Source organism: Exiguobacterium aurantiacum DSM 6208 (assembly GCF_000702585.1).
GTDB lineage: Bacteria > Bacillota > Bacilli > Exiguobacteriales > Exiguobacteriaceae > Exiguobacterium > Exiguobacterium aurantiacum.
Genome location: NZ_JNIQ01000001.1, coordinates 1439855 through 1466182, shown reverse-complemented (window position 1 = coordinate 1466182; position 26328 = coordinate 1439855). Strand labels below are relative to the sequence as shown.

Here is a 26328-nt window from a genome sequence, read left to right as displayed (position 1 = left end):
TTAAAATAAGAAAAAAGCGTGTCAAATTTTCGGACGGAACGCGGCCTCCATCCGGTAAATCGGCTGTCCCATTGCGCTGAAGCGCTCTTCGTACTCGGTACGAACGTTGTCAGCCGGCTCGTTCACGTGAAGATCGAGTGAAATGTCTGTGAAGTACATCCCGTATTGGCTCATGCTTTCGAGCGAGTATTCGAACAAACTGCGGTTATCCGTTTTGAAATGGATTTCTCCGCCGCGCGGTAAGACCGACTCGTACGTGGCAAGGAACGTTTTATACGTCAATCGACGCTTCGCGTGGCGTGTCTTCGGCCATGGATCCGAGAAGTTCAAGTAGACGCGGTCGACCTCTCCTGCTTCGAAATAATCGACGAGTTGCTTGGCGTCGACCGTCAACACCCGTACGTTCGGCATCGGTGTTTCGACAAGTTTTTGGACGATCGAGACGGCAACGCTCTCGAAAAGCTCGATCGCGATAAAATTGACGTCCGGATGTTGTTTGGCCATTCCTAAGATGAATTGTCCTTTCCCTGACCCGACCTCGATGAAGAGCGGGTGGTCATTGCCGAACTCGGTTGACCAGTTCCCTTTCAACGACGCGGGATCAGTGATGAAGACGTGTTCTTGAGCTTGCATATAGTCTTTCGCCCAAGGTTTGTGGCGTAATCGCATGTAAATCCTACCTTTCGTTCATGAAATGTTCAAGTTTGATCTGACTGTGCCGCTTCAAGCGAGCAGTCCCCTTGCGATTATACACGAAATCGTTGTTTAATGAACGTATATCATCCTTCCGAGGAGGTTAGATTGATGAGCACGTTGGACCAATTCTTAATTTTTTATGCGGCCCCGTTAACTTTTTTCGCCGCTGTCATCGCGACGTTCGTATGGGCGTTCTTTATGAAACCTGATGATGTATAATGCATATTGAAAGGGATGACCCAGCTGTGGGCCATCCCTTTTTCTATTTCTATTCGTTCGTTTCGTCGAGAAGTTCTTGCAAGACGGAAAGTCCCTCTTGTCGCTCCATCTCACTCTGCTCCCCATAAATCGTGAGCACCGTCTGGGCGATTGCGTACCAGTGCATCCGATTACGCAACGTTTCGGTCAAAGTGACTCCGTATTGCCGGAACCAGTTTTCCCAATCTGTTTCGTCGACATAGCTATAGAGCACCATCGCCAAGTCAAACGCCCGATCCGCGATGATGGCATCGTCCCAGTCGGTCAAATACAGTTGACCGGACTCGTCTTCGATCCAGTTGTTATGGTTCAAATCCGAGTGGCAGACGACGAGTTCTTGCTCGTCATCGACCGGGCGGTGGCTCATCAACCATTGAACCGCCTCGTCGATCGTCTCGTTCGACTCGTCTTGTCCGTAGGCGGCACATTGCCGGAGCAACAGGGCAGACGTGACGGGCGTATGGTCCAATTGTTGTAGCATGAACAATAGCTCTTTCGAATGATGGATTTTCCCAAGCTGGGCCGCCACGTCGGGACGGTTCATGTCGTCCGGGGACAACTCTCGCCCTTCGATGAACTGTTGCGCACTTAGGACATCGCCGTTGAACATTCGCTTCGTCCATAATAATTTCGGAACGATGCCTTCGGCGGATAAAATCGCTAAAAACGGAGACGAGTTCCGCTTGACGAAAATTTTCTGTTGGCGCGTCGTCGCCACGTATGCCTCACCTGTGATCCCACCTGCCGAGGCGACCGTCCACTCCTCGCCGAGCGCACCGATTATATCTGAATACATATTCATCACGCTCAAATCTCATAAGAAATTAAAAAGATACAATCACCATATTAACACGCGATAATCGTCATTGACAACGACTCGACTTGAATCTCGACTGGATTCCGGACAATCGGTGTGAGGCTAGCCCGCTCCCCTTGAACGTAGACGTTCCATTCCCCGTCCGCATGGAACGTGACGTCGCCATGCGTTCCATTCAAATACACACGTACCCGTTGCCAAGCGTCATAGGAATGACTCGCCGTCACTTCATAGGCGATGACGCCGGGCGGAGACGGGAGGAACTTGAACTGCTCCACTACTTTTTGCCGGGTGTCGAACCGGAAACACGTATGACGACGCCGTAATTTGAGCAACGTTTTTACATATTCGACTTCAGCGAGCCGTTCATCGCGCAAGTCCCAGTCGAAGTGGTTGATGCGGTCTGGGGCGTTGTAACTGTTTTCGACCCCTTGTTTTGTCCGTCCGAACTCTTGGCCGGCATGTAAAAACGGGACGCCTTGTGATGTGATGACAATAGCCGTCGCAAAACGTTGCATGCGCAGTCGCGTCGCCTCATCCGTCTCTTCGCAGGCGAGCTGTAGCTTGTCAAACGTCGTGTAGTTGTCGTGTGCTTCGACGTAGTTGATCGTGTACTGTGGACTCGGGAAACGTCCGACGGTCACGTTCGGGATTTGGACCGCACCGGTGAGACATTCCCGCAGCTCCCATTCGCGCCATTCGTTCCCAGAGACGAATCCCTGCTCTCGGTCATTGAACGTGGAGCCTTTGAGCGCGTCTCGCATCATGTCGTTGAAATGACCGATCCTTGGCATATGGGCCGCATTGTGGGACGTCGCTTTCACAGATGGGCTAAGCGGCGTCGCTAAATCCCATCCTTCCCCGTACATGAGAATCGACCGGTCGATCTTATCGAGCGCAGCCCGGACTTGGTTCATCGTCTCGACATCGTGGATCCCCATCAAGTCGAATCGGAATCCGTCCACGTCGTACGTGGTCGCGAAGTACGTGACACAATCGACGATCATACGGCGCATCATGTAACGTTCGGAGGCGGTATCATTGCCGACACCGGTACCGTTCGCGACTGTCCCGTCATGCTCATAACGGAAATAGTAGTATGGGACGAGAGCCTCGAGCGACGATTGCTCCCGTACGTAGACGTGGTTCATGACGACGTCTACGACGACCCGAAGCCCGGACCGATGCAAATCGGAGACGAGTTGGGCGTATTCTGACACCCGAGCGAGCGGCGCCAGCGGATTCGAGGCGTAACTTCCCTCCAGGGCGAACCAGTGAATCGGATCGTACCCCCAGTTGTACGGCATGCGCGTCAACTCGTCGACACTGCCGAAGTCATGGACCGGCAATAGCTGAATGTGCGTGACGCCGAGTTCTTTTATATAGTCGAGGCCGGCGCTGTGTCCGGCGCTCGTCAAGAGCCCCGTTTCAGCGACACTGCCATATAATCCTTTCAATCGGCTCGTCGATGACGGGTGACTCGTGAAATCCCGGATATGAAGTTCATAGATGACAGCATCGGTCGCTTTCCTTAGCGGCGGCCGCTCGGTCGTCTCGACGTGTTCGGCGATATGCGCTTCGACATCGACCAATACGCCAAATTCGCCATTAACGCTGACGGCTTTCGCGTAAGGGTCGACGACGTCATTCGTTTCAACTGGCGTTTTGACGTGAAGGCGATAGAGCAAGCCTTCATAAAGTCGAGGAACTTCGGCATGCCAAACGCCACGGGCTTGTCTCGTCATCCGGAAACGCTCGATTTCGCGATGCGTCTCTTCATCGTGCACCGTCACCCAGATCGAGAACGCGACCGGTGACCAGACGAACGCCTCGATGTCGGTCGAACCAAAGACGAGCCCGAGCGGCCCATCGTAGGCATACCGACGCTCGAATTCTTCAGTCTGAACGATTTCTTGCGGAACGACGACGATCGTTTTGTGGCCTGGATGAAAGACTGTATAGACGGTTTCTAATGAGACGGGCCGCGTCAATTTCAAGTCACGTTCAATCATTCCCGTCTCGGTCCATCGCTCTTTGACGACGGTGTATTCGATTGGGCGACCGTTCTGCTCGATTTGAACGGGAATGGCAACATATTCAGGGACAACTTCAAGCCGAATCAGTTCGAACGACAGAAGCGATGCCCGTTCGATTGTCGCATGGGTTGTCGTTTGCTGGTCTGGTGTGTGATGCATACGTGTTCCATCCTCTCCTACCTACTGGTCCAAAAATTGTCGAAACGGCATCTGTGCTGTCTGATCTAGTAGTGTCGCCACATCTCGAATTTGTTGGGCTTTGACGATCGGGGCACGCCCGTTCACTTGTCTCATCCATTGGTCATAATCTGACCGGGAAACGAACTGGGTCGTACTGGATGTAGGAACGTGATCGAAATAGCCGTTCGGGGCCACCGTTACTTTTTGGAAAACCCCGTCATAGGACGGAAGAAACTGACGAACGATCTCTTCTGTGCGTGTCAATGCGATAAGCGGATTGACTACACGGTTATTTTCCCCTTTGAGCGGTTGATGAACCCACGTCTTCTCTTTTGATATGTGGTAAATACTTCGGTCCCCGTCGAGCCATTCGACCATATAAATGTGTGACGGGCCGATGATGAGATGACTCAGTTCCACAGTCGCCCCGTTCCAGTTGACGACGGGACGATACATGAAGAAATGTTTCTCGTTCCACTCCAACAGCATTCGGCGGTACCCATACTCGCGCAGAAACGCCAGCATCGGAACGTCCGCTTCTGTCGCACCTTCGCAAGCGAATTGCAATTTTTGAATCCGGCGCCTTGCCGTCAACATCGCTTGAAATTGCGTATCCGTCAATGGCGTCGGCTCCAATTCGATTCGCTCCACGCGGCGCCAAAACTTCCACCACGGGTTCTCGAACTCGATCACTTCAGGCGGATTCAACCGATTCAACTCATGAAGACGTTGAAGGCGCGCCGTGTCCGACTCCACGTATTCTTGGTAGCGATTGTACTGGTCTAAAACGTTTCGTTCATACTTTGAGATTACGTCAAAAATTTTAATCGGGATCGCCATGACTCCTCCTCTGAACGCGCTAGCGGGAATACGTCAATCGCCTCATATGCCGGTTTATGACCCGGATTGATTCGATATAGTACGACAGCGTCGATCTTCTCTATAATATTAAACGCGGGAGCGACATGAGGCGCGATCGTCCCGCTGTCCCATTTTTTCGCGAGTGTGACGTGAGGGACGAACGGCTTCCGATCGAGCGCCGGAATATCTTCAGACAACCGGCCCCGTAACTCACTCACAAACGTCATAAGTGCTTGTTCCGGTTCCGGCACGATCGTCAACACACGCGGGCGTTCCGATCGACCGAAGTGGTCCAATCGTTGAAACGTCAACGTGAAGGGTGACGTTTCGTCCGCCACGCGCTTCGTGATTTCTCGGACCGCCTCAACTTGGTCATCGTCTAACGCACCTAAAAATTGAAGCGTCACGTGAAATTCGTCAGGTCGATAAATGCGATGATACGAATAGTACGGCAAGACCTCCCGTTGAATCCGTTCAAATTCCGCGGACTCGATCGGCAACGCTAAAAAGTAATGTGTCGACATCGACTTCACCCTTTCCGATGGAACCGTCGTAGTCCCAAGAATAAAATCGCACCTGCGAAGCTGACCGCAGTGTACATCCAAAATACACCGATGATGCTGTCATATTCAATGATGATTCCACTGAGCTGGTTGAATCCGGCCGTCGCCAAGCCCGATGTGACAGCCATGTAGACGCCGATCGCCGTCGACGTCACGTTTAAGCTGACGAGACTGCGAACAAACTGCAAAGCTACAGGGATGAGCAAACCGACAACGAGTCCTTGGACGATCGCGAGCAACCAAACGACCCAAAGTGGCGGCTCGAAAGCCAACCATCCGTTGCGTAAAGCCGAGATGAAGGCGGCGCCTGCGAGCACGTTTACCGTCCCAAGGCGGAAGACGATCTGATGGGCCACTTTCATGAACGGGATCTCACAAAGTACGGCGACTAAAAACAATGTCCCGATGAGCGTCGTCGAGCCTCCGATGCTCGTCACATAAATACCGAAGTAATAGTTGTTCGCATAAATCGGACCGAACACGAGCATCCCGCCGATGAGAAACGCGACGAACTGCTTGTTCCAAACGGCTGACCAAGCGAACGGTGCGACTGCGGTTGGGCGCGGGGCCTCGACTTCAGAGATTTGTCTCAACACGACGCTCCCGATGACGAGTACGATGGCACTGAGAAGAAACGTGCTCGACAACCCCCACGCCGTATCCGAGATTCGACCCATCATGAAGACGGCGATGGCAAATCCGGCTGAACCGTACAGACGGATGGCCCCGTAATCAATTTTAGCACGGGCCGTATAGTCGAGCGTCATCATATCGACGAGCGGGATGTGGGCACATTGGAAGACCGACCAGGCGACCATCAACAAGACGATCCATACATAAGCCGTCGCAAACAAGAACGTGAGCGATAACGCGGCCGCACCAACCATCGCGAGCACGAGCCAAGCCCGGACGCGACCGGTCCGATCGGCGAGCATCCCCCAAAGCGGTTGGACCCCGATGGAGAGAATTGGCAAAATGGCCACGATCGTCCCGACCTCGCTCGGTGACAAATCGAACCGATCCTGCGAGAAGAACAAGGCCATATAGGGGATCAGTGCACCTTGGGCGAAGAATATAGCAACATAGATGGATTGAAATAAACGTTTTTGCTGGTTCACAACAAACTTCCTTCCTAACAGACAGAGAGCTGACCAGTTCAGTCAGCTCTCTGAGTCTTTTCATTTAGCGAGCTCATAGATGGCTTCCGCATAGATTGCGGCCGCCCGGAACAAATCTTCAATTTCCATATATTCATCGACTTGGTGCGCGACGTCTTTCGCGCCCGGGAACAAGGCGCCGAACGCGACACCCGCTTCGAGCGAACGGGCGTACGTCCCGCCGCCGATCGCCATCAAGTTAGCCGATTCGCCCGTCTGACGTTCGTAGACGGCTTGCAACGTCTTGACGAGCGGATGGTCCTCTGCCACGTGATGCGGCGGCATATGATGACGTGTCGTCAACTCGAAACCGAACGACAAGGCGATTTCTTTCAAGTTTTGCAATCGTTCCGGGAACTTTGCCGTGTACGGGTAACGGATGTTGAGCGTTGCCGTGCGTTCATCCGCGCTATAACGGAACACGCCGCCGTTAACGGTCAAGTCACCCGTCTCATCACTCGCCTCGATGCCTAGCGAGATGCCCCGCGAGTCGGCGAAGACGTGGCGGACGAATTCGATGTAGCGCTCGCCTTGGATGTCGAGCGAGAGCGGCAACAGGAATCCGGCGAGCACGTAGGCCGCATTTACGCCATTGTCCGGCTCCATGGCGTGGGCAGCCACGCCTTTCATCGTAAACGTGTACTCGCCCCGGTCGTACACACACGTCCCGTCCGCTTCATATTTCTCTAGATACGCTTCAAATTTCTCTTCTAGAACATCGTCCGTCTTTAACACGGCGGTTGCAAAGTCAGGCACCATGTTCGGGCGTTCGCCACTCATGAACGAGCGTAACTCATACTTCGCTCCTGACGTGCGCTGGATTGGGACTTGCTTCAAGACACCGTCGTATAACCCTTTCTCAGCGTTGATGATCGGGAAGTCGGCGTCAGGTGCAAATCCGTACGTCGGCATTTCTTCTTGTTTGAAATATTCCCGGACACAGCGCCACTCGCTCTCCTCATCACAGCCGGCGATGAGGCGGACTCGTTTCGAGAGCGGTAAGCCGAGCTCTTTGACGATTTTGAGGCCATAATAAGCGGCGAGCGTCGGCCCTTTATCGTCGTTACTTCCACGCGCGTAGATTTTTCCATCGACAATCGTCGGGTTGAACGCCCCATACGTCCACCCTTCCCCGGCCGGCACGACATCCAAATGGCAAAGAATGCCGACGAGTTCTTCGCCTGAACCATATTCTAAATGTCCCGCATAACCGTTCACGTCTTTCGTCGTGAACCCATCGCGCTTACCGAGCTCAAGCATGTAGTCGAGGGCGCGACGCACTTCGGGACCAAACGGCTCGTTTGGCCCGACCTTCGATTCGTCAAGGACGCTCGGGATTTGAAGCAAGCCTTTCAAATCGTCTAAAAACGCCTCTTCTCGTGCATCGATTTCCTGTCTCCAGTTCATGTTAATCTCCCCTTTACGAATGTACTCTCCCTTACTAGTATATCCAAATGTTAGAAAGACGAACATTCATTTCGAAAATATTTTTTCGTTCGTCTTTTATCGATATTATAATCGTTTTACAATATCTTCATTCGATATTTACGTTCATAACAACAACTTTACAATTTGATTGTTCGTGCTTTTCACTTGCAATTATTCGTCAGAGCGTTATACTGAAGATGTAATTTTAGAAAATAACAATTTCATATTTCATTTTGTCGTCCGTAGGTTTTGTCTTTCATCATTCTACGCATTGGGAGGTCATCCAATGAAAGGTTCAACAGATCGTATGCTAACCCGTATTAAGTCAATTTATTTGTTTATTAATGAGAGGGAATGCGTTACCACTTCAGAACTAGTAGAGGAGTTCGGGATCACATCACGCACCGTACAGCGTGATTTGAACGTACTTGAATACAACAATCTTGTTGAAAGCCCGAGCCGCGGCACGTGGACATCTTCAAAACGTTCGCTCAAAACGGCAAACTGAATAAAATTACGAGGGATCCTGTGTAACGGGATCTCTTTTTCATTGAAAAGAGAGCCTATGGAGGACGCTCCATAGGCTCTCTTGTTTACGTGGTGAGTTGATCTACCTCGGCTGCGGTCAGTTCCCGATATTCACCCGGGGCGAGCGCAGGATCGAGTTCGAGCGGACCGATTTGGACGCGCTCGAGTTGTTCGACGTGCTTGCCGACGGCCGCGACCATCCGCTTCACTTGATGATACTTTCCTTCTGACAACGTCAAACGGATCGTCGAGCGACGACCGTTCCGACTAAGCACTTCGAGCCGGGCCGGCTTCGTCGTATAGCCGTCCTCTAACTCGACACCTTCGGCAAAACGGCGGACGTCGTCGACCGTCATCTCGCCATCGACCTCGGCGACGTACACTTTGTCGACGTGTTTACGCGGAGACATGAGCGCATGATTGAACGCCCCGTCGTTCGTCAAGAGCAATAGGCCCGTCGTGTCTTTATCGAGACGTCCGACCGGAAACAACTCGTAATGGGCATACGATGGATCGATCAACTCGATCACTGTCGATTCGACCTTGTCTTCAGTCGCACTGACGACACCGGCCGGTTTGTTCATCATCAAGTAGACGAACGGACGATACTCGACCACTTCGCCTTGGACGGTCACTCGTTCCGTCTCTAGATGAACTTGCCGCTTCGCGTCTTTGACGAGTTGGTCGTCGACACGGACGACCCCTTGTTTCAGTAAGATCTTGACGTCTTTCCGTGAACCATAACCCATGTTCGCTAACAATTTATCAATCCGCATTAGTTCTTCCTCCGATACTGGAATCGTTTTCCTAACAGCTTTCCAGCCAAATGACTGCGCCAGCCGAGATAACCGTAGACGACGAGACCGAGGCCGAAGCCGACGAACGTCGCCCATATGTCATTCCCCCAGCTCGGTTCATCGTTCAACGTGACGAACAAGGAACCGTACACGACGATGAACATCGCCGCCCCCATCGCAAACATGAGCATCGTCCGACGCAACAACTGTTTGTATGGGAAGTGAAGGGCTCGTTGAATTTTCCACACCATGAGGATGATGGCGACGATATAACCGGCAATCGTCGCATAGCCGGCCCCGATCCCGCCGAGCATGTAGACGAACGGCACGTTCAAGGCGACTTTGGCGAGAAGTCCCATCGCCGTCGCAAAGATCGTGAAATACTGCCGGTTGATCCCTTGCAAGATCGCCGCTGCCACGGAATAGTAAGCGAGGAAAAAGGCACTCGGTGCATAATGAAGCAAGTAAACCCAACCTTCACGGTCGCGCGGGAACAATGTCCCGAACAGCGGTTCCGACAAGGCGACGAGCCCGATGACAGCCGGGATCGTCACGAAAAATGACACTTGGAAAATGTGGTTCACTTGGTCACGGACTTTCGTCATGTCCCCGTGTGTGAACGAGCGCGTGACGAGCGGGATCGTCGCCATCGACACACTGGCCGCGATCGACACTGGAATCAAGACGATCTTATGGGCGTTCCCCGTCAAGAAACCGAACGCCGACGTCGCCTCGGACACCGTCTTACCGGAGTTGAGGAGCGTGTTGACCATCGTCAACTGGTCGACGAACTGGTAGAGCGGTGTCGACAATCCGACCATGACGATTGGAATCGAATAGCTGAGCAGCTCGAGTAAGAGTGACTTCATCGAGCGGACCGGTGTCCCGGCAGGATTTTCAGTCTGGCGATGAATGTCTTTTCGTCTGCGCCAGTACATCGCGAGGACAACGATACTTCCAATCGCGCCGATGAACGCGCTGAACGTCGCAATCGTGACGGCGAGCACTTTCAGTCCGTTCAACTCGGTCGTCTCGACCGCCCCGGTCCCGCCTAACGTTTCGGCGAGTGGTCGAACGAGGTTCGAGTCAGACAAGACGAACAAGACGAGCATCGTTCCGCTCAGCAAGAATAGGATGCGAACGATTTGTTCGATGACCTGGGAAATCGCGGTCGGGGCCATATCTTGATGGCCTTGGAAATAACCGCGGACCATACTCATCGCCGGGATGAGCAAGAGCGCGAAACTGACGCTGCGTGTGACGAGCGTGAGCGAGTCGACGTACTGTTGGTTGTTGTCTGAGTTACGCACCATGAGCTCAGATAGCCACGGGGCCGCGAAAAACAGCACTAAAAACGCGACGACCCCGGTGACGAGCATGAGTTTCATCCCTTGACGGAACAACCGCTGACTCGTCCCGTACTCACCGAGCGCATTATACTTCGCAATGAACTTCGAGACGGCAACGGGGATGCCCGCCGTCGAGATGGCGATCATGAGCGCATAATACGTATACGCCGCCTGATAGAGCGTGACACCGGCAATCCCGACCATCGCTTGGAACGGGAACGTATACAACAGTCCGAGCATCCGGGAAATCAAGTTCCCGGCCGATAAAAGGAGCGTGCCTTTGACGAAGGACTCTCTTCCTGAATCTTGTTTGACGCTTGATGACATGAGTTACCTCCATCTATTTTTGACAACTTGTGAAATGTCTTCGTTTTACAAAACAATCGTTTCTCATTATACTCTTACTGTTGCGGATAATAAAGTTACGATAATTTTACCGATTGATTTGATAGAAACGAGGTATACCATCATGAAAGACGTCATCATCATCGGAGGAGGGCCGAGCGGCCTCATGGCGACTTACGCCGCCGCGAAAGCCGGCGCCAATACGCTCCTCATCGACAAAGGCTCAAAACTCGGACGCAAGCTCGCCATCTCAGGCGGCGGCCGTTGCAACGTGACGAACCGGAAACCGGTCGACGAACTTGTCCAGTTCATCCCTGGAAACGGTCGTTTCCTTTACAGCGCCCTCGCCCAGTTCGACAATCAGTCGATCATCGACTTGTTCACCGGATTCGGCATCCCGTTGAAAGAAGAAGACAACGGCCGGATGTTCCCCGTGACCGATAAGGCACAAGACGTCGTCAACACGCTCTTGCAAGCCATCAGCGACCTCGGTGTCGAGATTCGAAAAAATGCCAAAGTAAAGACGCTCCATTTTAATGAAGCGAACGAGTTCACCGCCGTCGAACTCGAGGACGGTGAACGCATCGAGGCGAGCGCTTGTGTCATGGCCGTCGGCGGTCAATCGGTCCCCCACACCGGCTCGACCGGTGACGGTTATCCGTGGGCCGAGAAAGCCGGCCACACGATCACCGAGCTGTTCCCGACCGAGGTGCCGATCAAGTTGAACGACGACTTTATCGGGACGAAGGAATTGCAAGGGCTGTCGCTTCGGGACGTCGCCCTCACCGTTCACGGAAAAAAAGGGAAGCCGATCAAGACGCATCGCGGTGACATGATTTTCACCCATTTCGGTGTCTCTGGCCCGATCGCCCTGCGCTGCAGCCAGTATACGATCAAAGAACGGAAGCGCAGTAAAGAACGTGTCGTCCTGCTCTCTCTCGACTTGTTCCCGGACATGACGCGCGACGAGCTGTACCAAGAATTATGGAAACAAGTGCAGGCCCAACCGAAACGTGCCGTCAAAAACGTCTGGAAAGGGTTCATCCCGGAACGGATGCTCGACTTGCTGCTCGCTTCCCTGTCATTTGGTGAAGAAGACGCGAGTCAGTTAAAAAAGCAGTCGGTCATCGACTTCGCCACCGCCTTGAAGACGTTCGAGCTCCACGCAACCGGCACGCTCGACTTTGACAAGGCGTTCGTCACAGGCGGCGGCGTCTCCGTGAAAGAAGTCGCCCCGCAGACGATGATGTCGAAGAAAGCACCCGGCCTCTTCTTTGCCGGTGAAGTGCTCGACATCCATGGCTACACTGGCGGTTACAATATCACAGCCGCTTTCACGACCGGACATTGCGCCGGATCACATGCGGCACAATTTTCTGCCGTCGAGACGAAATAAGAGCGCGTGGTCATTTGACCACACGCTCTTATTTTTTTGCCATCTGGCGGAGCACTTCGGCCTCAAGTTCCGGCTCTGGCGGCATCCATCCTTCTGGCTTCATGATTTTGTTGTCCGATTCGCGTAAAATCGGTTTCCCGTCCGGACCGAGTTTCGCCATATTCGCCCGTTGTACGATTTCAAACAATGGGACCGGGTCGAGACCGAGCTCGACGAAACTGCCCATGACGAAGTAGAGGGCATCGGTCAAGGCATCGCCTTGACCGACGAGCCGTTCGACGTCGGTCGTCGGTGAGGCTTCTTTAAGCGACTTCTCGACCGCGTTTTCAAACCCTTGTTTGAACGTCGCCACGGCTTGGAGAAACTCTTCCTCGTTTCGTGACGATTGGTGTAAAAATTCGACGACTGCCTCTTCCGCGGTCCATACCGAGCGCTTGACGGCACGGTCGAGCGCGATCGGTTCAGGGGCTTTCGCCTCAGGGTGACCGAACGTCTCATGGAATTGGCGGACTTCTTCATAAAAATATCGTTTGCTCATCTTGTCATCTCCTCATCAGTCGACCGAGACGAACGCATCAAGGTCGAACACGTCTGGTCGTACAATTGCAAATATCTCGTTGTCTTGTAGGAACATCCCGGTCGAACCGTACACGCGCGGTGTCACCATCTGCCCGTTCATCGTTCCTTCATTCGGGTTGATCGTATATAAGACGAGTTCTTCTGAGTCGAGTACGTAAATCCGGCCTTGCCGTTCGACGAGACCGACACCGCGGAACTTCTCGAACTTTTGTTGGATCGAGGCGCTCATGCCTGTCGTCGTGAGCGCTTTGCGGGATTCGATCGCCCACTCGCTCAACGGTTCGACTTCTCGTGCGGGCTCGTCCGCTTGGAGCGCTTCGTCTTCCGGCGCGACCGCATCCACCTCAATCGTCTCTTCGGTCGGTTCTGATTCCTCATTCGGTTCACTCGTTGACTCGTCTGTCTGCTCGGTCTTCGCTTCAATGATCCGCTCCTCGACATAGAGGAGTTCGACATCAGTCGTTCCAGACTTCCGGTTCATGATGATGAGACGTTCTGTCGCTTGATCATAACCGAGCCCGAACAGACGATCGTCTGGACGGATACGTTCAATCACTTTCCGTTCTTGCTCGACCCAACGCCCACCTTCCCGTTCGATCGTCACGAGCACACCGTTGGCGGTGACCGCAAAAATTTTCGTCTCCGTGATCATGCGCATGCCGATGAACTCGTTAAGCTTCAAGTCTTGTCCGTCATTATTTAGTTGAAGCGACGAGATGACGCGATTGGCGTTCCCGCTCACTTCGAAAAACTCGAGGTTTTTCGTTAGAACCAAGTAAGCGCCGATCGTATCGCTATAATATACTTCATCGATGTTTTGAATCTGTTCAAGCGCATCAGTCGTATCGATGTCATCCTCGTCAGGCGAGGCCTCGACCGGTGGGAGCGGCGTCGCTTGATGGCTCGTTTGAATGTCGATTTTTTCGAACGTCGCGCCGATTTGTCGTTGAATCTCTTCGTCTGAGAAGACGAACACGTAACAGAGAATCACCCCGACCAACACGGCGAACGACGTCGTATATAGTACGTAAGAACGTTTCATGGACGTTTTGTCCCCTTTTTCTGCAGTATCGCCCTTTAGTGTAACAAACCCATCCGAAAAAGAAAACGGCGTCAAGAAAAAGAAAAGAACATGTGACAATGTCACACGTTCTCCTCGGTCATCCTACGACGATATTGACGAGCTTGCCCGGGACGACGATGACTTTACGGACCGTCTTCCCTTCTGTGAACTCTTGGACGCGCTCGTTTCCGAGCGCCTCCGTCTCGAGGACGTCTTTCGAAGCGTCACGAGCCACATGCATCTTCGCGCGAAGCTTCCCGTTCACTTGGATGACGACTTCAATCGTGTCGCTGACGAGTTTCGACTCATCGAACGTCGGCCATGCCGCGTACGTCAAGTCTTCCGTCATGCCGAGACGTTCCCACAACTCTTCGGCCAAGTGCGGTGCGACCGGGGCGAGCATCTTGATGAAGTTGACCATCTCTTGTTTCGGAAGCGTGTCTTGCTTATACGCCTCATTGATGAACACCATAAGTTGCGAGATCGCCGTATTGAAACGGAGCGCCTCGTAATCTTCGGTCACTTTTTTCACCGTTTGATGATACGTGCGTTCGAAGTCAGCCGTCGGGGCGTTGTCTTCTAGTTTCGTCTGTTCGAACAAACGCCAGACGCGGTCGAGGAAGCGACGGGCACCGTCAAGACCGTTCGTCGACCAAGCAATGGCCGCATCGAGTGGGCCCATGAACATCTCATAAAGGCGGAGCGTATCGGCTCCGTGCGACTTGACGATATCGTCCGGGTTGACGACGTTGCCTTTTGATTTCGACATCTTCTCATTGTTCTCACCGAGGATCATCCCTTGGTTATACAACTTTTGGAACGGCTCGTTCGTCGGGACGATGCCGATATCGTAAAGCACTTTGTGCCAGAAACGTGCGTAAAGCAAGTGAAGCACCGCATGCTCCGTACCGCCGATATACAAGTCGACCGGAAGCCAGCGCTTGAGCTTCTCAGGGTCGGCGATCATGTCTTCGTTATGCGGGTCGATGTAGCGGATATAGTACCAGCAACTGCCGGCCCATTGTGGCATCGTGTTCGTCTCGCGACGGCCTTTCTCCCCAGTAACCGGATCCGTGTACGTCAACCACTCATCCGCATTGGCGAGCGGTGACTCCCCTGTTCCTGACGGTTTGATTTCATCGATGATCGGGAGCTCGAGCGGAAGGTCTTCCACCGGTACTGTCTTGAGTGTGCCGTCTTCCATATGAACGATCGGAATCGGCTCGCCCCAATAGCGTTGGCGGCTGAACAACCAGTCACGGAGACGATACGTCGTCTTCGCACGGCCGGTGCCGGCGAGTTCAAGTTCTTCAATGATTTTGGCGATGGCGTCAGCTTTGTTGAGACCGTCCAAGCTACCTGAGTTGACGTGGACGCCGTCCTCGACGTAAGCGGCCTCGTCCAAGTTACCGCCTTTGACGACTTCCCGGATCGGAAGATCGAACGTCTGCGCGAACTCGTAATCGCGCTCATCATGTCCAGGTACGGCCATGACCGCGCCTGTCCCATACGTCGACAAGACGTAGTCGGCGATCCAAATCGGGAGTTTCTCGCCGTTGACCGGGTTGATGGCGTATGCACCCGTGAAGACACCGGTCTTCTCTTTGGCGAGGTCGGTCCGTTCAAGGTCCGTCTTCTTCGATACTTCCTCGGTATACGCTTCGATCGCTACCGCTTGTTCCGGCGTCGCGATCGCCTTGACGAACGGATGCTCCGGCGCGAGCGTGACGTATGTCGCCCCGTAAAGCGTGTCCGGGCGTGTCGTGAACACGGTGACGACTTTATCGTGACCGTCGACTTTGAAGTCGACTTCGGCGCCGACCGACTTCCCGATCCAGTTGCGCTGCATCTCTTTGACGCTCTCTGGCCAATCGAGCCCTTCCAAATCATCAAGCAACCGTTCCGCGTATTCCGTGATGCGGAGCACCCACTGCTTCATCGGGACACGGTACACTGGATGGTTGCCGCGTTCTGACAAACCGTCGATGACTTCTTCGTTCGCGAGCACCGTACCGAGGGCCGGGCACCAGTTGACGGCCACTTCATCGACGTAGGCGAGGCCACGGTCGTAAAGTTGCGTGAAGATCCACTGTGTCCACTTGTAGTATTTCGGATCGGTCGTACTAATTTCACGGTCCCAGTCGTACGAGAAGCCGAGTTCTTTCAACTGACGGCGGAACGTGCCGATGTTGCGTTCCGTGAACTCGCGCGGGTCGTTCCCTGTATCTAAGGCGTACTGCTCGGCCGGAAGACCGAACGCGTCCCAGCCGATCGGATGAAGCACGTTGTACCCTTGCATCCGTTTCATGCGGGCGATGATGTCCGTCGCCGTGTAACCTTCCGGGTGTCCGACGTGAAGGCCGGCCCCTGACGGATAAGGGAACATGTCTAAGACGTAGAAACACTCCTTGTCCGGGTCTTCTGTCGTCCGGAACGAGTCGCGCTCTTCCCAACGTTTTTGCCATTTCGGCTCGATGTCTTGATGTTTAAAATAGTCCAAAATTCTTCCTCCTCTGCATAATAAAAAGCCCTCCGCCCCGGTAATGGGACGAAAGGCTTGAAAGCTCTCCGCGGTACCACCCATGTTGCATTTCTGCCACTTGAGACGCCGGTAACGAGGCGTAACTCCGGTTCACCCTACTCTCGTTCAGGCAAACTGCTCCAAGGCGAGTTCTCGACGTCCATATACCGGTTTGCACCAACCACCGGCTCTCTACAATACAGACAAGACGATACTATTCCTTTTCATCGCATATTTATTGTTATAGTCTCACTCGTTCATTTTAGCCCAATCCGTTTTAGAGCGTCAACTTGATTTTTCAGGGACACGGATGTCTTTCATGAAAATGAAGAACGCGAGCGCGATTGCCGTGAGCATGAAGAGCATCGTAAAGACGGCACCGATGCCGAACACGTCATATACAAACCCTGACATCGTCGGACCGACCATCCGGCCGACCGAGGCTGCGATATTGACGAGCCCTTGATACTGTCCGGCTTTCCCTGCCGGTGCAAGTTTGGCGGCAATCGTCGGGACGGCCGGCCAGATGAACATCTCCCCGATCGTCATGACGATCATCGCGACCATGAACATTGAGAACGCACCTGCGAACGGTACGATTGCGAACGCGGCGAGGAAAATGATACCGCCGATGACTAGTTGACGCTTCAAGTCGTCTTCGAATTGACGGAGCATCCGGTTGAGGAGCGGCTGTGCGAACACAATCATCGCCCCGTTCACCGTCCAAAGAAGTGAATACTGGCTAATGGTCACACCAAGCCCTTGCGAGTGGACGGCGATCGTCCCTTGCCACTGGACGTAAACGAACCAAAGGACGGCATACCCGATGGCGACGTACCACATCGACTTCATCGTCGCACCGGACAATGACGTCGCGGCGGTCTCAAGCTGTGACTCGACGACCGGCCGGGTCGTTTCTTTCAAGTAACGGAACCCGAACAAGAGGACGACGACGAACAAGACCGACAAGAAGAAGTTCGCATAAAAGATCCACTCGATGTTGATGCGCGCCACTTGCCCGCTCATCGCCGTGCCGAGAGCGACCCCGACGTTTTGAGCGACGTAAATCGCGTTGAACGAACGGCGTCCCCCTTCCGGCCAAATCAAACCGGCGAAGGCGTACACCGTCGGGAAGACGAGTCCGCCTGAGAAACCGATGAGTCCGAGCCAGACCAAGTACCCGCTGAACGTCGCATGGAACAACAGAAACCCGAGCGAACTGGCAAGAAGTAGCGACACCGCGATCACGAGCGTCGTCTTGCCGCCGAGCCGGTCGAACAGCGTCCCACCGATATAGTTCCCGACGATGGCTAGGGCGGAGTTGACGAGGAGCGCGACGCCGGCAAGCGTCATCGATTCTCCTAAGTAGCCATTAATATATAACGTGTTAAACGGCCATAAAAAAGACGCCGCCGTCGTATTGAGCGCCATCGCGATGACCAAAATCCATATTGAGATCGGCATTTTCTTGTTCACGCCAATTCCTCCTTTCCCATCGCCTTAACGATAAAAATTCGGCACGACGGCCGAATTCAAAATTAGTCCTTCTCCAAGCTAACGGAACGGTCTATAACTGTCAAGAAAAAGTACTCATTCTGAAGTTTGTCACTTGCTTCCTTGTGATAGCATGAGCAAAGAAGGAGAGGATGACTATGAACAACCCATTTGGCGAAGCCAGATACAACAAATTGAATGAGGCGTATCGTCGCGAATACGGCGGCAAAGTCTTCAAAGTCCCGCTCGACGGAGGCTTCACCTGTCCGAACCGGGACGGCCTCGTCTCTCGAGGCGGCTGCACGTTTTGCTCTGACGACGGGAGCGGAGACTTCGCCGGGAACGCGTGTGACCCGATCCCGGTCCAGTTCGCGGAAGGGAAAGCCCGGTTGCATCGGAAATGGAAAGACGCGCGTTATATCGCTTATTTCCAGGCGTTCAGCAACACGTACGCTCCGGTCGAGCGTTTGCGTGAACTGTTTGAGCCCGCCCTCGAAGAAGAAGGCGTCGTCGGTCTGTCGATTGCGACACGTCCCGACTGCCTGCCGGACGATGTCGTCGATTACCTCGTCGAATTGAACGGGCGGACGTCTTTATGGGTCGAGCTCGGGTTGCAGACGATTCACGATAAGACCGGCAAGAAAATCAACCGCGGACACGACTATGCGACGTTCCTCGACGGGCTGGCCAAACTGCGGCGCCACAACATCCGTGTGTGCGTCCATATTATTAACGGGCTTCCAGGAGAAACGACGGAGATGATGCTCGACACAGCCCGAGAAGTTGCTAAAATGGACATACAAGGAATCAAGATCCATTTGCTCCACGTCTTGAAACAGACGCCGCTCGCACGGCAATACGAATTAGGATTGCTCGAACTGATGGACGAGAAGACGTATATCTCGCTCGTCTGCGACCAGCTCGAGTATTTGCCTGAAAACATCATCGTGCATCGTTTGACCGGAGACGGTCCGCCCGACCTGTTGATCGGACCGATGTGGAGCCGGCAAAAAATGGCTGTTTTGAACGCCATCCACGCCGAGCTGGAGCGCCGTGATTCCTTCCAAGGAAAAAAGAAGGATGAGATACATGGGATTAATGAGAGTTTTACCGTTCGCGAAACATCTGTTACGTGAACACGCTAAGCCTGGAACGGTCGTCATCGACATGACGGCCGGTAACGGGCATGACACGTTATTTTTAGCAGAACTTATCGAAAACGGCCATGTGTACGCGTTCGATGTCCAAGAAGCCGCGGTCTTCGCCACTCGGCAACGGCTCGAGGAAGCGGGACTGACGGAACGTGTGAGCGTCATCCATGACAGCCACCATACCGTACGGGAAGTCGTCACGGATGAGACGCGTCCGATCACGGCAGCCGTCTTCAACCTCGGTTACTTACCGGGAAGCGACAAGACGGTCACGACTTCAGGGCAAACGACGATTGACGCCCTCGAACAGTTGCTCGACATCATGGCGGTCGGCGGGATCATCGTCGTCGTCATCTATCACGGACACGACAGCGGCAAGGCGGAACGGGACGACGTGCTCGCCTACGTCGAAGCACTCGATCAAAAGAAGGCCGGTGTGCTTCGTTACGGCTTCATCAACCAAGTGAACCACCCGCCATTTATCGTGGCAATCGAAAAACGAGCATGACAAAGGCGACTCACGTGAGTCGCCTTTACTTATTCTTGAATCAATTCATAGAACGTCAACAGCGTCTCGGCGAACTTCGTGTTCAATCGTTCATATCCGAAATGTGGGAATCCTTCAAGCCGACGGATGTACACTTGGTCGCCGCCAATCTTGCGGCAAACGTTCAGCGTCAGTTTCACATCGGCGAAACGATCGTCCGGTGCATAAAAACAAGCGAGCGGCAAGCGAGGTAAATGTTTCTTTTCTTCTTGATGCTCGACGATTTCCTCTTCGATTTCCCGGTACTGGGCATAGGTGATCTCCCCGAAGCGTGAAGCTTCTTCCCCGCCTCCAGTGAACGTCATCATGCCGAGCGGCAAATCGGGACGGAACCGGTCGACGGCGCTGGCGACGGCCTGCTTTAACCCGCCGATTTGACGAGACGCATGCCAATCAAACAACGGTGAGATGTACGTCAAGCTGCCGAGCGGCACATCGTACTCTTGCAACAGGCGGTTCGTCAAGAGTGCTCCTAGGCTGAAAGCGACGACATGGATCGGCACTTTATACTGGCCCGCCTCACGGAGTGTCTTCTTGATCAGTTGCTTATGCTCTTCCGCCGTGATCCCGACCGTTTGACCGCTCACGATGAGTACCTCATAGTCTACGCTCAAACGTTGCAAGAACGCCTCGCTGACGCGCGACGAGAACTGGAGCGGATAAACGATCACGATGACCCCTTTTCGTGATGTTTCTTCATATGTCATGCTGTCACCTCATTATTAGTATGTCTGCTTAATTCTATCAAAAAAACATCAGCCGCGACTGATGTTTGGAAGAAAATCCGTCTGGAGTCTTAGCGTGGGTCATAGCGTAAATGGATAAGTTCCATCGGTTGGTCATATACTTCTTCTTGAATCCGATTTAGCTCGGTGAAAGAATGATGGTGCAAAAATCCGATCGCCTGCTCGTTCGAGCTTTCGACGTACAGTTCGATCGGTTGCGTCTTCCGCTCCTCTAGATGCGTCAGCAACTTTGCCCCTAACCCTTGGCGGTGATGGGCCGGGTGAAGATAAAGACGAAGCACTTCCCACACATCGCCTCGGTCGATCGCATGGTAAAATCCGATGACGTCGCCGTCAGACTCGCCGACGATGAACAACTGTTCTTTCGCTTCCTCGCTCGAACTGATGGCTCGGACAATTTCCTCGAGCTGATAAGCCCGTTCCATGACTCTCGATCGCACGTCGTTTGACACACTCGTCGTCGCGAGCGCGATTTCGCGAATCAAAGCGGCATCTTCCGGCACGGCTTCCCTCATCTTCATGACAGCTTCCCCCTTTTGGCCAATCTAGTACTATCATTCCCTCTCGCGCCAAAAATATCCTGCCGTTTCATTACTTTTTCATGTCGAATTCGAACAGAACGTTACTTTCCAATTTGACAAGGGTATAAAGGTACCAATGCCAACTTATAAAGGAGTGTTTGTATGCAACCACCATTACAAAATGACACACAACCTAACAACCCGAACCGTCAGTTTGACCAGCACGAGTCGGGCGGCCCGAAGATCAACGTCGTCACCGGTATGTTGCTCGGTGCCCTCGTCGGCGGTTTGATCGCCATGCTCAGCTCATCGAATCGTGAGAACACGAAACAGTCGCTTACGAATGCGAAAGCTTCGGTCGGTGGACTCGTCGACACGGTGAAAGAAGATCCGGCCGGTAAAGCGTCACAAGTGATCGATCAAGTGAAATCCGCTTCGGGCATCATCCAAGAAGTCGCGACAGACGTACAAAACGTGTACGAGAAAGTCGCCGGTGAAGCCGAGACGGTCAAGCAAGACGTGAATAAAGTCGTCGAAACGGCGCAAGAAGCAAAAGCCGACTTGCAAGACATCGGCGAGAAAGTCGTCGAGGCGAAAGATACCGCGCTCGGACAAGACGGTACATCGACTGACCAAACATCAAAATCATAAAAAAAGGCGACCTTTCACGAGAAAGGTCGTCTTTCATTTGGTTAAGCGAAGCGTTTCGCGCCTTCTTCAAGCACCGCTGCTTTGTCCGTTTGCTCCCATGGGAGTTCAACGTCCGTACGACCGAAGTGGCCGTAAGCTGCCGTCTGCTTGTAGATTGGGCGACGAAGGTCGAGCATCTTGATGATGCCGGCCGGACGGAGGTCGAAGTTCTCACGGATGAGTTCAACGAGCTCTGTCTCGCTCAATTTACCAGTGCCGAACGTATCGACCGCGATCGATACAGGGTGAGCGACACCGATCGCGTACGCGAGTTGGACTTCCGCTTTGTCAGCAAGGCCAGCTGCGACGAGGTTTTTCGCCACGTAACGAGCCGCGTATGCTGCCGAACGGTCAACTTTTGTAGGATCTTTACCAGAGAACGCGCCGCCACCGTGACGAGCGTAACCACCGTACGTATCGACGATGATCTTACGTCCTGTAAGACCTGCATCACCTTGTGGCCCACCAATTACGAAACGGCCAGTCGGGTTGATGAAATATTTCGTTTCGGCATCGATGAGCTCAGTCGGGATGACTGCATCGATGACGTGTTTCTTAAGATCCGCTTGAATTTGCTCGAGTGTGATGTCTTCAGCGTGTTGTGTCGAGATGACGATCGTATCGATGCGGACCGGGTTGTTCGCTTCATCGTATTCGACTGTCACTTGCGTCTTACCATCTGGACGAAGGTAAGCGAGTGTACCGTTCTTGCGGACTTCCGCCAAACGGTGTGACAGTTTGTGTGCGAGCGAGATCGGAAGCGGCATGAGTTCCGGTGTCTCTTTCGTCGCATAACCGAACATGAGACCTTGGTCTCCGGCGCCGATTGCGTCGAGTTCTTCTTCAGTCATCTGACCTTCACGTGCTTCGAGTGCTTGGTCGACACCTTGGGCGATATCGACTGATTGCTCGTCGATTGACGTCAAAACAGCACATGTCTCTGCGTCGAAACCATATTTCGCGCGTGTGTAGCCAATCTCACGAACTGTTTCACGAACAACTTTCGGGATATCCACGTAAGTTGATGTTGTGATCTCACCTGCTACAAGCACGAGACCTGTCGTGACAGATGTCTCAGCCGCAACGCGGGCGTTTGGATCTTCAGCTAAAATCGCATCCAAAATCGCATCTGAGATTTGGTCACAAATTTTATCCGGATGTCCTTCCGTGACGGACTCCGAAGTGAAAAGACGACGGTTCAAGTTTGCCATTTCGAAAAACCTCCTATAATAAGGGTGATGTGTGGACGGTACTCGTTCCCCTTACGCGTTGCTTTGGGACGGTAATGAAAAAAACCTCTCGCCACGCTCAATGGGAAAGGTTGAATCGTTCTTCCTTACCCTCTTATCGTTCGAAGCTTACGCTTCGCTTCAGGATAGCACCTTTTCCGAATAACTTTGACAAATCGGACGGTTGCTGGGCTTCGTAGGGCCTTGTTCCCTCCACCGCTCAGAATAAGAGTATCCGTTACGAAGACCATCATATAAATGCCGTACCGTTCTGTCAAGCGTATCGACTGAATTCGTAAAAGTTTTCACATTCCTCCTAATAGTTATGTTTGTGAAATAATAAACATTTTTTTTGTCCGTTTCCGTTTTTGTACTATGACCTGGTACAGAATATGTTAGAATGACAGTGTAAGAAAGCGCTTACTTTAAAGAGTGAATTAACGCTTGTGTTTGATTAGTGTGTCACATATAATAAAAACGTCATACTAATTAATCGCGGAAGTATGCTTATTTCATCCACATCTATTTAGGGGAAAGGTGGGATTCGGGATGGCGACAACGCTCCTGAAAATCGAAGAATTAATTAACGGTGCCGATGTATTACGGAACTTGACGGTTCCGCAACTAGTGGAAGAGGCCATTCGCAACGGGGAAGGCGTACTGACAAAAGACGGGGCTTTATCCGTCAGTACCGGCAAATTCACAGGACGGTCACCAAAGGACAAATTCGTCGTGAAAGATGAAGTTAGCAACGACTTGGTCGACTGGGGTCCAGTCAACCAACCGATCGCCGAAGAGAAGTTTTCGGCACTGCTCGACAAAGTGCTCGCCCACCTCGAAACGAAAGACAAGCTCTACTACCTCGAGGCGTCAGCCGGGGCTGACGAACATTACACGTTACCGGTACGGGCCATCACAGAATACGCATGGCACAACTTGTTCGCCAAGCAGTTGTTCTTACGGGAATGGCCGACTAAAGGCGCCTTTGACCCGTTCACGGTCATCTATGCGCCGAGTTATAAGGCTGATCCTGCCGTTGACGGGACGAACTCCGAGACGTTCATCCTCGTCTCGTTCGCCAAACGTACAATTCTGATCGGGGGAACAGAATACGGTGGCGAAATCAAGAAGTCCATTTTCTCGGTCATGAACTTCCTGTTGCCTGAGCAAAACGTCCTCTCGATGCATTGCTCGGCAAACGTCAACGATGAGAACGAGACAGCCCTCTTCTTCGGACTGTCCGGGACTGGGAAGACGACGCTTTCAGCTGACACGGAACGCCACCTCATCGGGGATGACGAGCACGGTTGGTCACCGGACGGTATCTTCAACATCGAGGGTGGTTGCTACGCGAAGACGATCAACTTGTCACGCGAGAACGAACCGCAAATCTATGATGCGATCCGCTTCGGATCACTCATCGAGAACGTCGTGTTGAACGATGACCGGTCCCCGGACTATAAAAACATCTCATTGACGGAGAACACGCGCGCGGCATATCCGATCAACTACATCGATAACGCCATGCTTCCATCGCGAGCCGGTCATCCGAACACAATCGTCTTCTTGACGGCCGATGCTTACGGGGTGTTGCCTCCAATCAGCAAGCTGACGAAAGAACAGGCGATGTATCACTTCCTCTCTGGATATACGTCCAAGCTGGCCGGCACCGAGCGCGGTGTCACCGAACCGCAGGCGACGTTCTCGACTTGCTTCGGCTCACCGTTCTTGCCGCTCGCACCAGAGCGCTACGCTGATATGCTCGGCAAGTTGATCGAGAAGCATGAGGTCGACGTCTATCTCGTCAACACCGGCTGGACGGGCGGCGCGTACGGAGAAGGATCGCGCATGAAGCTCGCCTATACACGGGCGATGGTGAACGCGGCCGTCAACGGCGAACTACGTGACGTCAAGACGATGCGGCACGACATCTTCAACGTGGAGATCCCGCTCGACATCCCAGGCGTGCCTCAAGACGTGCTCAATCCACGGGAGACGTGGAAAGATGCTGAACGTTACGATGTCGAGGCGAAAGCGCTCGCTCATAAGTTCCAAGACAACTTCAAACGATTCACAAAAGCGAGTGAGTCGGTCGTCGCGGCCGGCCCGATCGTCTTCTAACAGAAAAATGACTAGTGCCTCGAGCGGCACTAGTCATTTTTTTGTCATCTTCTCGATCATCCAATCCATCGCCCGTTCCGTTGTCTCCCACTTTTTCCAAAATGGCAGTTGATGGGCGAACGGCACGACCCACAGCTCGGCTTGCGCCCCGAGCTTTTCGGCGACTGCCGTCGCGTGACGCAACCGCACCTGTTCATCATCGGTACCGTGAATGAGCAGCGTCGGGGCTTGCCACTCCTTAAATAGCGGTGATCGTTCGATATACGCCTCGCTAGCCGTCTCCGGGTCGCCCCCGGTCATGCGGCGAAGCATCTTACGCATCGTCCGCTGCTCTTCATACGTCCATGCCAAGTTCGTCACCCCCGCCCATGACGTGACAGAGGTGAGCGGGCGCGCCGCGGCCAAAGAGAGCGCCATCATGCCGCCACGCGAGAAACCGAGGGCGTGGATCGTCGGGCATGTCTTCTCGACCCGGTCGTAAAGTGACAACACGTCTTCTAAATCGTCTCCGCCAAAATCCTCTTTCCCGCTCCCTCCATGATTGCCACGGTACACCGGGGCGACGACGTGGAAGCCGCGGGCGGCGAACTGCATCAAGCGAGGAAGCCGCACATCGCCGATTCGACCTGTACCGCCGCGCAAATAAAAGAGGACTTGTCCGTTCGGACGTTTCGGTGTGATCGTATACGCGACGACGTCCTCGCCGTCGCGCGTCTCGTACCATCCACGATGGACCGGGTACCCCGCATAAGGCGGGAGCACCTCGACCCGGTCAAACCATTTTCTTAGCATGGAGCACCTTCATCGTCTCCGGGAGCACCCGGTCTTTCATCATAAAACTGTACTGATGGTTGCGCAGCAGATTTTTCGGCAACTCATCGAGAAGAACGGCGCCGTCCGTCTCTTCGATGGCCGGATGGTCCTCGAACCGTTCGATGACGGCGAAGTAGATGTTTTTAATGACCGTGTCCCCCCGTCCGAGCACCCGGTATTGTCCGAGATAATGGAGCGACTCGACGACGCCCCCGGTCTCTTCGAACACCTCGCGGATGGCCGCGTCATCTTCATGCTCCCCAGGCTCCACTTTTCCCCCCGGAAACTCAAGACCTCGCTGTTTATGTTTCGTCAAAACCCATTTGGCGCCGTAACGGGCGACAACCCAGACGTGAAGCGGTTTGTCTGAGAACGGATAGTGGGTAAAGCTCAACTCGACTTGATTATGATAGTAGTCCGTGAATGTCAACATAGTCCATCC

General features: G+C 53.3%; 25 protein-coding genes, 1 riboswitch and 1 other annotated feature. Of the genes, 7 read left to right on the top strand and 18 right to left on the bottom strand.

The window, feature by feature from the left end:
* Positions 1 to 21 precede the first annotated feature (21 nt).
* Entirely contained in the window at positions 22 to 669 is a 648-nt protein-coding gene (trmB, locus tag P398_RS0107750; protein ID WP_029334685.1) for a tRNA (guanosine(46)-N7)-methyltransferase TrmB, read from the bottom strand.
* Between the two features lie 135 nt (positions 670 to 804).
* On the opposite strand from trmB, the gene cydS reads away from it, so the two are divergent.
* The gene (gene cydS, locus P398_RS17170; RefSeq protein ID WP_407637219.1) at positions 805 to 915 is read left to right on the top strand and encodes a cytochrome bd oxidase small subunit CydS; all 111 of its coding nucleotides are present in this window, start codon (positions 805 to 807) and stop codon (positions 913 to 915) included.
* A gap of 49 nt (positions 916 to 964) precedes the next feature.
* Here cydS and P398_RS0107740 read toward each other — a convergent pair whose 3' ends face one another.
* The 6 genes from P398_RS0107740 to pepV are packed head-to-tail and all read right to left on the bottom strand — an operon-like array spanning position 965 to position 7975.
* A complete protein-coding gene (locus P398_RS0107740) occupies positions 965 to 1750 on the bottom strand; it encodes a phosphotransferase family protein (RefSeq protein WP_051151414.1) in 786 nt (261 codons plus the stop codon).
* Positions 1751 to 1800: 50 nt separating this feature from the next.
* Positions 1801 to 3966, bottom strand: coding sequence for a type I pullulanase (gene pulA / locus P398_RS0107735; RefSeq protein WP_034799016.1), 2166 nt, complete (start codon positions 3964 to 3966; stop codon positions 1801 to 1803).
* Between the two features lie 21 nt (positions 3967 to 3987).
* The gene (locus P398_RS0107730) at positions 3988 to 4827 is read right to left on the bottom strand and encodes an NERD domain-containing protein (RefSeq protein ID WP_029334683.1); all 840 of its coding nucleotides are present in this window, start codon (positions 4825 to 4827) and stop codon (positions 3988 to 3990) included.
* Positions 4797 to 5372 carry an RNA 2',3'-cyclic phosphodiesterase gene (thpR, locus tag P398_RS0107725; RefSeq protein WP_029334682.1) on the bottom strand — a complete coding sequence of 192 codons (576 nt, stop codon included), beginning with the start codon at positions 5370 to 5372 and terminating at the stop codon, positions 4797 to 4799. The genes P398_RS0107730 and thpR overlap by 31 nt, the downstream gene beginning before the upstream one ends.
* A gap of 5 nt (positions 5373 to 5377) precedes the next feature.
* Positions 5378 to 6529, bottom strand: a complete 1152-nt coding sequence (locus P398_RS0107720) for an MFS transporter (protein WP_029334681.1) — start codon at positions 6527 to 6529, stop codon at positions 5378 to 5380.
* Positions 6530 to 6589: 60 nt separating this feature from the next.
* The gene (gene pepV / locus P398_RS0107715) at positions 6590 to 7975 is read right to left on the bottom strand and encodes a dipeptidase PepV (RefSeq protein WP_029334680.1); all 1386 of its coding nucleotides are present in this window, start codon (positions 7973 to 7975) and stop codon (positions 6590 to 6592) included.
* Between the two features lie 307 nt (positions 7976 to 8282).
* Here pepV and P398_RS16585 point away from each other — a divergent pair, with 307 nt between their 5' ends.
* A complete protein-coding gene (locus P398_RS16585) occupies positions 8283 to 8504 on the top strand; it encodes a DeoR family transcriptional regulator (RefSeq protein ID WP_081637897.1) in 222 nt (73 codons plus the stop codon).
* 85 nt (positions 8505 to 8589) lie between these two features.
* Here the strand turns inward: P398_RS16585 and P398_RS0107710 are convergent, their stop codons facing one another.
* Complete coding sequence (locus P398_RS0107710; protein WP_029334679.1) at positions 8590 to 9300, bottom strand: pseudouridine synthase; 711 nt, start codon at positions 9298 to 9300, stop codon at positions 8590 to 8592.
* Complete coding sequence (locus tag P398_RS0107705) at positions 9300 to 10997, bottom strand: putative polysaccharide biosynthesis protein (RefSeq protein ID WP_029334678.1); 1698 nt, start codon at positions 10995 to 10997, stop codon at positions 9300 to 9302. The genes P398_RS0107710 and P398_RS0107705 overlap by 1 nt, the downstream gene beginning before the upstream one ends.
* 142 nt (positions 10998 to 11139) lie before the next feature.
* Between P398_RS0107705 and P398_RS0107700 the strand changes: the two genes are divergently transcribed.
* A complete protein-coding gene (locus P398_RS0107700; protein WP_029334677.1) occupies positions 11140 to 12411 on the top strand; it encodes a BaiN/RdsA family NAD(P)/FAD-dependent oxidoreductase in 1272 nt (423 codons plus the stop codon).
* A gap of 28 nt (positions 12412 to 12439) precedes the next feature.
* Here P398_RS0107700 and P398_RS0107695 read toward each other — a convergent pair whose 3' ends face one another.
* The 4 genes from P398_RS0107695 to P398_RS0107680 form a co-directional block, all read right to left on the bottom strand.
* Positions 12440 to 12949 (bottom strand): pyrophosphohydrolase domain-containing protein, encoded by a 510-nt coding sequence (locus P398_RS0107695; RefSeq protein ID WP_024371319.1) that lies wholly within the window; start codon positions 12947 to 12949, stop codon positions 12440 to 12442.
* A 15-nt stretch (positions 12950 to 12964) separates the two neighbouring features.
* Complete coding sequence (locus tag P398_RS0107690; RefSeq protein WP_029334676.1) at positions 12965 to 14032, bottom strand: hypothetical protein; 1068 nt, start codon at positions 14030 to 14032, stop codon at positions 12965 to 12967.
* Between the two features lie 118 nt (positions 14033 to 14150).
* Positions 14151 to 16553, bottom strand: a complete 2403-nt coding sequence (leuS, locus tag P398_RS0107685) for a leucine--tRNA ligase (protein WP_024371317.1) — start codon at positions 16551 to 16553, stop codon at positions 14151 to 14153.
* 41 nt (positions 16554 to 16594) lie between these two features.
* Positions 16595 to 16811, bottom strand: a binding site (T-box leader).
* Positions 16812 to 16859: 48 nt separating this feature from the next.
* Positions 16860 to 18050 (bottom strand): MDR family MFS transporter, encoded by a 1191-nt coding sequence (locus tag P398_RS0107680; protein WP_235263321.1) that lies wholly within the window; start codon positions 18048 to 18050, stop codon positions 16860 to 16862.
* Positions 18051 to 18220: 170 nt separating this feature from the next.
* On the opposite strand from P398_RS0107680, the gene P398_RS0107675 reads away from it, so the two are divergent.
* Both P398_RS0107675 and P398_RS0107670 read left to right on the top strand, forming a co-directional pair.
* On the top strand, positions 18221 to 19204 hold the full coding sequence (locus P398_RS0107675; RefSeq protein WP_024371314.1) for a TIGR01212 family radical SAM protein: 984 nt from the start codon (positions 18221 to 18223) through the stop codon (positions 19202 to 19204).
* Complete coding sequence (locus P398_RS0107670) at positions 19158 to 19727, top strand: class I SAM-dependent methyltransferase (RefSeq protein WP_029334673.1); 570 nt, start codon at positions 19158 to 19160, stop codon at positions 19725 to 19727. Before P398_RS0107675 ends, P398_RS0107670 begins: the two co-directional genes overlap by 47 nt.
* Positions 19728 to 19756: 29 nt before the next feature.
* Here the strand turns inward: P398_RS0107670 and P398_RS0107665 are convergent, their stop codons facing one another.
* Together P398_RS0107665 and P398_RS0107660 are read right to left on the bottom strand one after the other, a co-directional pair.
* Entirely contained in the window at positions 19757 to 20473 is a 717-nt protein-coding gene (locus tag P398_RS0107665) for an alpha/beta fold hydrolase (RefSeq protein WP_024371312.1), read from the bottom strand.
* A gap of 89 nt (positions 20474 to 20562) precedes the next feature.
* Complete coding sequence (locus P398_RS0107660) at positions 20563 to 21033, bottom strand: GNAT family N-acetyltransferase (protein ID WP_029334672.1); 471 nt, start codon at positions 21031 to 21033, stop codon at positions 20563 to 20565.
* Positions 21034 to 21195: 162 nt separating this feature from the next.
* Here P398_RS0107660 and P398_RS0107655 point away from each other — a divergent pair, with 162 nt between their 5' ends.
* Positions 21196 to 21684 (top strand): hypothetical protein, encoded by a 489-nt coding sequence (locus tag P398_RS0107655; RefSeq protein ID WP_029334671.1) that lies wholly within the window; start codon positions 21196 to 21198, stop codon positions 21682 to 21684.
* 41 nt (positions 21685 to 21725) lie between these two features.
* Here the strand turns inward: P398_RS0107655 and metK are convergent, their stop codons facing one another.
* Complete coding sequence (gene metK, locus P398_RS0107650) at positions 21726 to 22934, bottom strand: methionine adenosyltransferase (protein ID WP_029334670.1); 1209 nt, start codon at positions 22932 to 22934, stop codon at positions 21726 to 21728.
* Between the two features lie 130 nt (positions 22935 to 23064).
* A riboswitch (SAM riboswitch) is annotated at positions 23065 to 23184 on the bottom strand.
* Between the two features lie 317 nt (positions 23185 to 23501).
* On the opposite strand from metK, the gene pckA reads away from it, so the two are divergent.
* Positions 23502 to 25073, top strand: a complete 1572-nt coding sequence (gene pckA, locus P398_RS0107645) for a phosphoenolpyruvate carboxykinase (ATP) (protein ID WP_024371308.1) — start codon at positions 23502 to 23504, stop codon at positions 25071 to 25073.
* Between the two features lie 33 nt (positions 25074 to 25106).
* On the opposite strand, the gene P398_RS0107640 is transcribed toward pckA, so the two are convergent.
* Positions 25107 to 25865 carry an alpha/beta hydrolase family protein gene (locus P398_RS0107640; protein WP_029334669.1) on the bottom strand — a complete coding sequence of 253 codons (759 nt, stop codon included), beginning with the start codon at positions 25863 to 25865 and terminating at the stop codon, positions 25107 to 25109.
* Positions 25846 to 26319: an RNA deprotection pyrophosphohydrolase gene (ytkD, locus tag P398_RS0107635; protein ID WP_029334668.1), complete on the bottom strand. Its 474-nt coding sequence runs from the start codon at positions 26317 to 26319 to the stop codon at positions 25846 to 25848. The genes P398_RS0107640 and ytkD overlap by 20 nt, the downstream gene beginning before the upstream one ends.
* Positions 26320 to 26328 lie beyond the last annotated feature (9 nt).

Bases quoted from the DNA above. Each gene is read 5' to 3' on its own strand.
- trmB (WP_029334685.1), bottom strand. From the start codon at position 669: ATGCGATTACGCCACAAACCTTGGGCGAAAGACTATATGCAAGCTCAA.
- cydS (WP_407637219.1), top strand. From the start codon at position 805: ATGAGCACGTTGGACCAATTCTTAATTTTTTATGCGGCCCCGTTAACT.
- P398_RS0107740 (WP_051151414.1), bottom strand. From the start codon at position 1,750: ATGTATTCAGATATAATCGGTGCGCTCGGCGAGGAGTGGACGGTCGCC.
- pulA (WP_034799016.1), bottom strand. From the start codon at position 3,966: ATGCATCACACACCAGACCAGCAAACGACAACCCATGCGACAATCGAA.
- P398_RS0107730 (WP_029334683.1), bottom strand. From the start codon at position 4,827: ATGGCGATCCCGATTAAAATTTTTGACGTAATCTCAAAGTATGAACGA.
- thpR (WP_029334682.1), bottom strand. From the start codon at position 5,372: ATGTCGACACATTACTTTTTAGCGTTGCCGATCGAGTCCGCGGAATTT.
- pepV (WP_029334680.1), bottom strand. From the start codon at position 7,975: ATGAACTGGAGACAGGAAATCGATGCACGAGAAGAGGCGTTTTTAGAC.
- P398_RS16585 (WP_081637897.1), top strand. From the start codon at position 8,283: ATGAAAGGTTCAACAGATCGTATGCTAACCCGTATTAAGTCAATTTAT.
- P398_RS0107710 (WP_029334679.1), bottom strand. From the start codon at position 9,300: ATGCGGATTGATAAATTGTTAGCGAACATGGGTTATGGTTCACGGAAA.
- P398_RS0107705 (WP_029334678.1), bottom strand. From the start codon at position 10,997: ATGTCATCAAGCGTCAAACAAGATTCAGGAAGAGAGTCCTTCGTCAAA.
- P398_RS0107700 (WP_029334677.1), top strand. From the start codon at position 11,140: ATGAAAGACGTCATCATCATCGGAGGAGGGCCGAGCGGCCTCATGGCG.
- P398_RS0107695 (WP_024371319.1), bottom strand. From the start codon at position 12,949: ATGAGCAAACGATATTTTTATGAAGAAGTCCGCCAATTCCATGAGACG.
- P398_RS0107690 (WP_029334676.1), bottom strand. From the start codon at position 14,032: ATGAAACGTTCTTACGTACTATATACGACGTCGTTCGCCGTGTTGGTC.
- P398_RS0107675 (WP_024371314.1), top strand. From the start codon at position 18,221: ATGACTATGAACAACCCATTTGGCGAAGCCAGATACAACAAATTGAAT.
- P398_RS0107670 (WP_029334673.1), top strand. From the start codon at position 19,158: ATGGGATTAATGAGAGTTTTACCGTTCGCGAAACATCTGTTACGTGAA.
- P398_RS0107665 (WP_024371312.1), bottom strand. From the start codon at position 20,473: ATGACATATGAAGAAACATCACGAAAAGGGGTCATCGTGATCGTTTAT.
- P398_RS0107660 (WP_029334672.1), bottom strand. From the start codon at position 21,033: ATGAAGATGAGGGAAGCCGTGCCGGAAGATGCCGCTTTGATTCGCGAA.
- P398_RS0107655 (WP_029334671.1), top strand. From the start codon at position 21,196: ATGCAACCACCATTACAAAATGACACACAACCTAACAACCCGAACCGT.
- metK (WP_029334670.1), bottom strand. From the start codon at position 22,934: ATGGCAAACTTGAACCGTCGTCTTTTCACTTCGGAGTCCGTCACGGAA.
- pckA (WP_024371308.1), top strand. From the start codon at position 23,502: ATGGCGACAACGCTCCTGAAAATCGAAGAATTAATTAACGGTGCCGAT.
- P398_RS0107640 (WP_029334669.1), bottom strand. From the start codon at position 25,865: ATGCTAAGAAAATGGTTTGACCGGGTCGAGGTGCTCCCGCCTTATGCG.
- ytkD (WP_029334668.1), bottom strand. From the start codon at position 26,319: ATGTTGACATTCACGGACTACTATCATAATCAAGTCGAGTTGAGCTTT.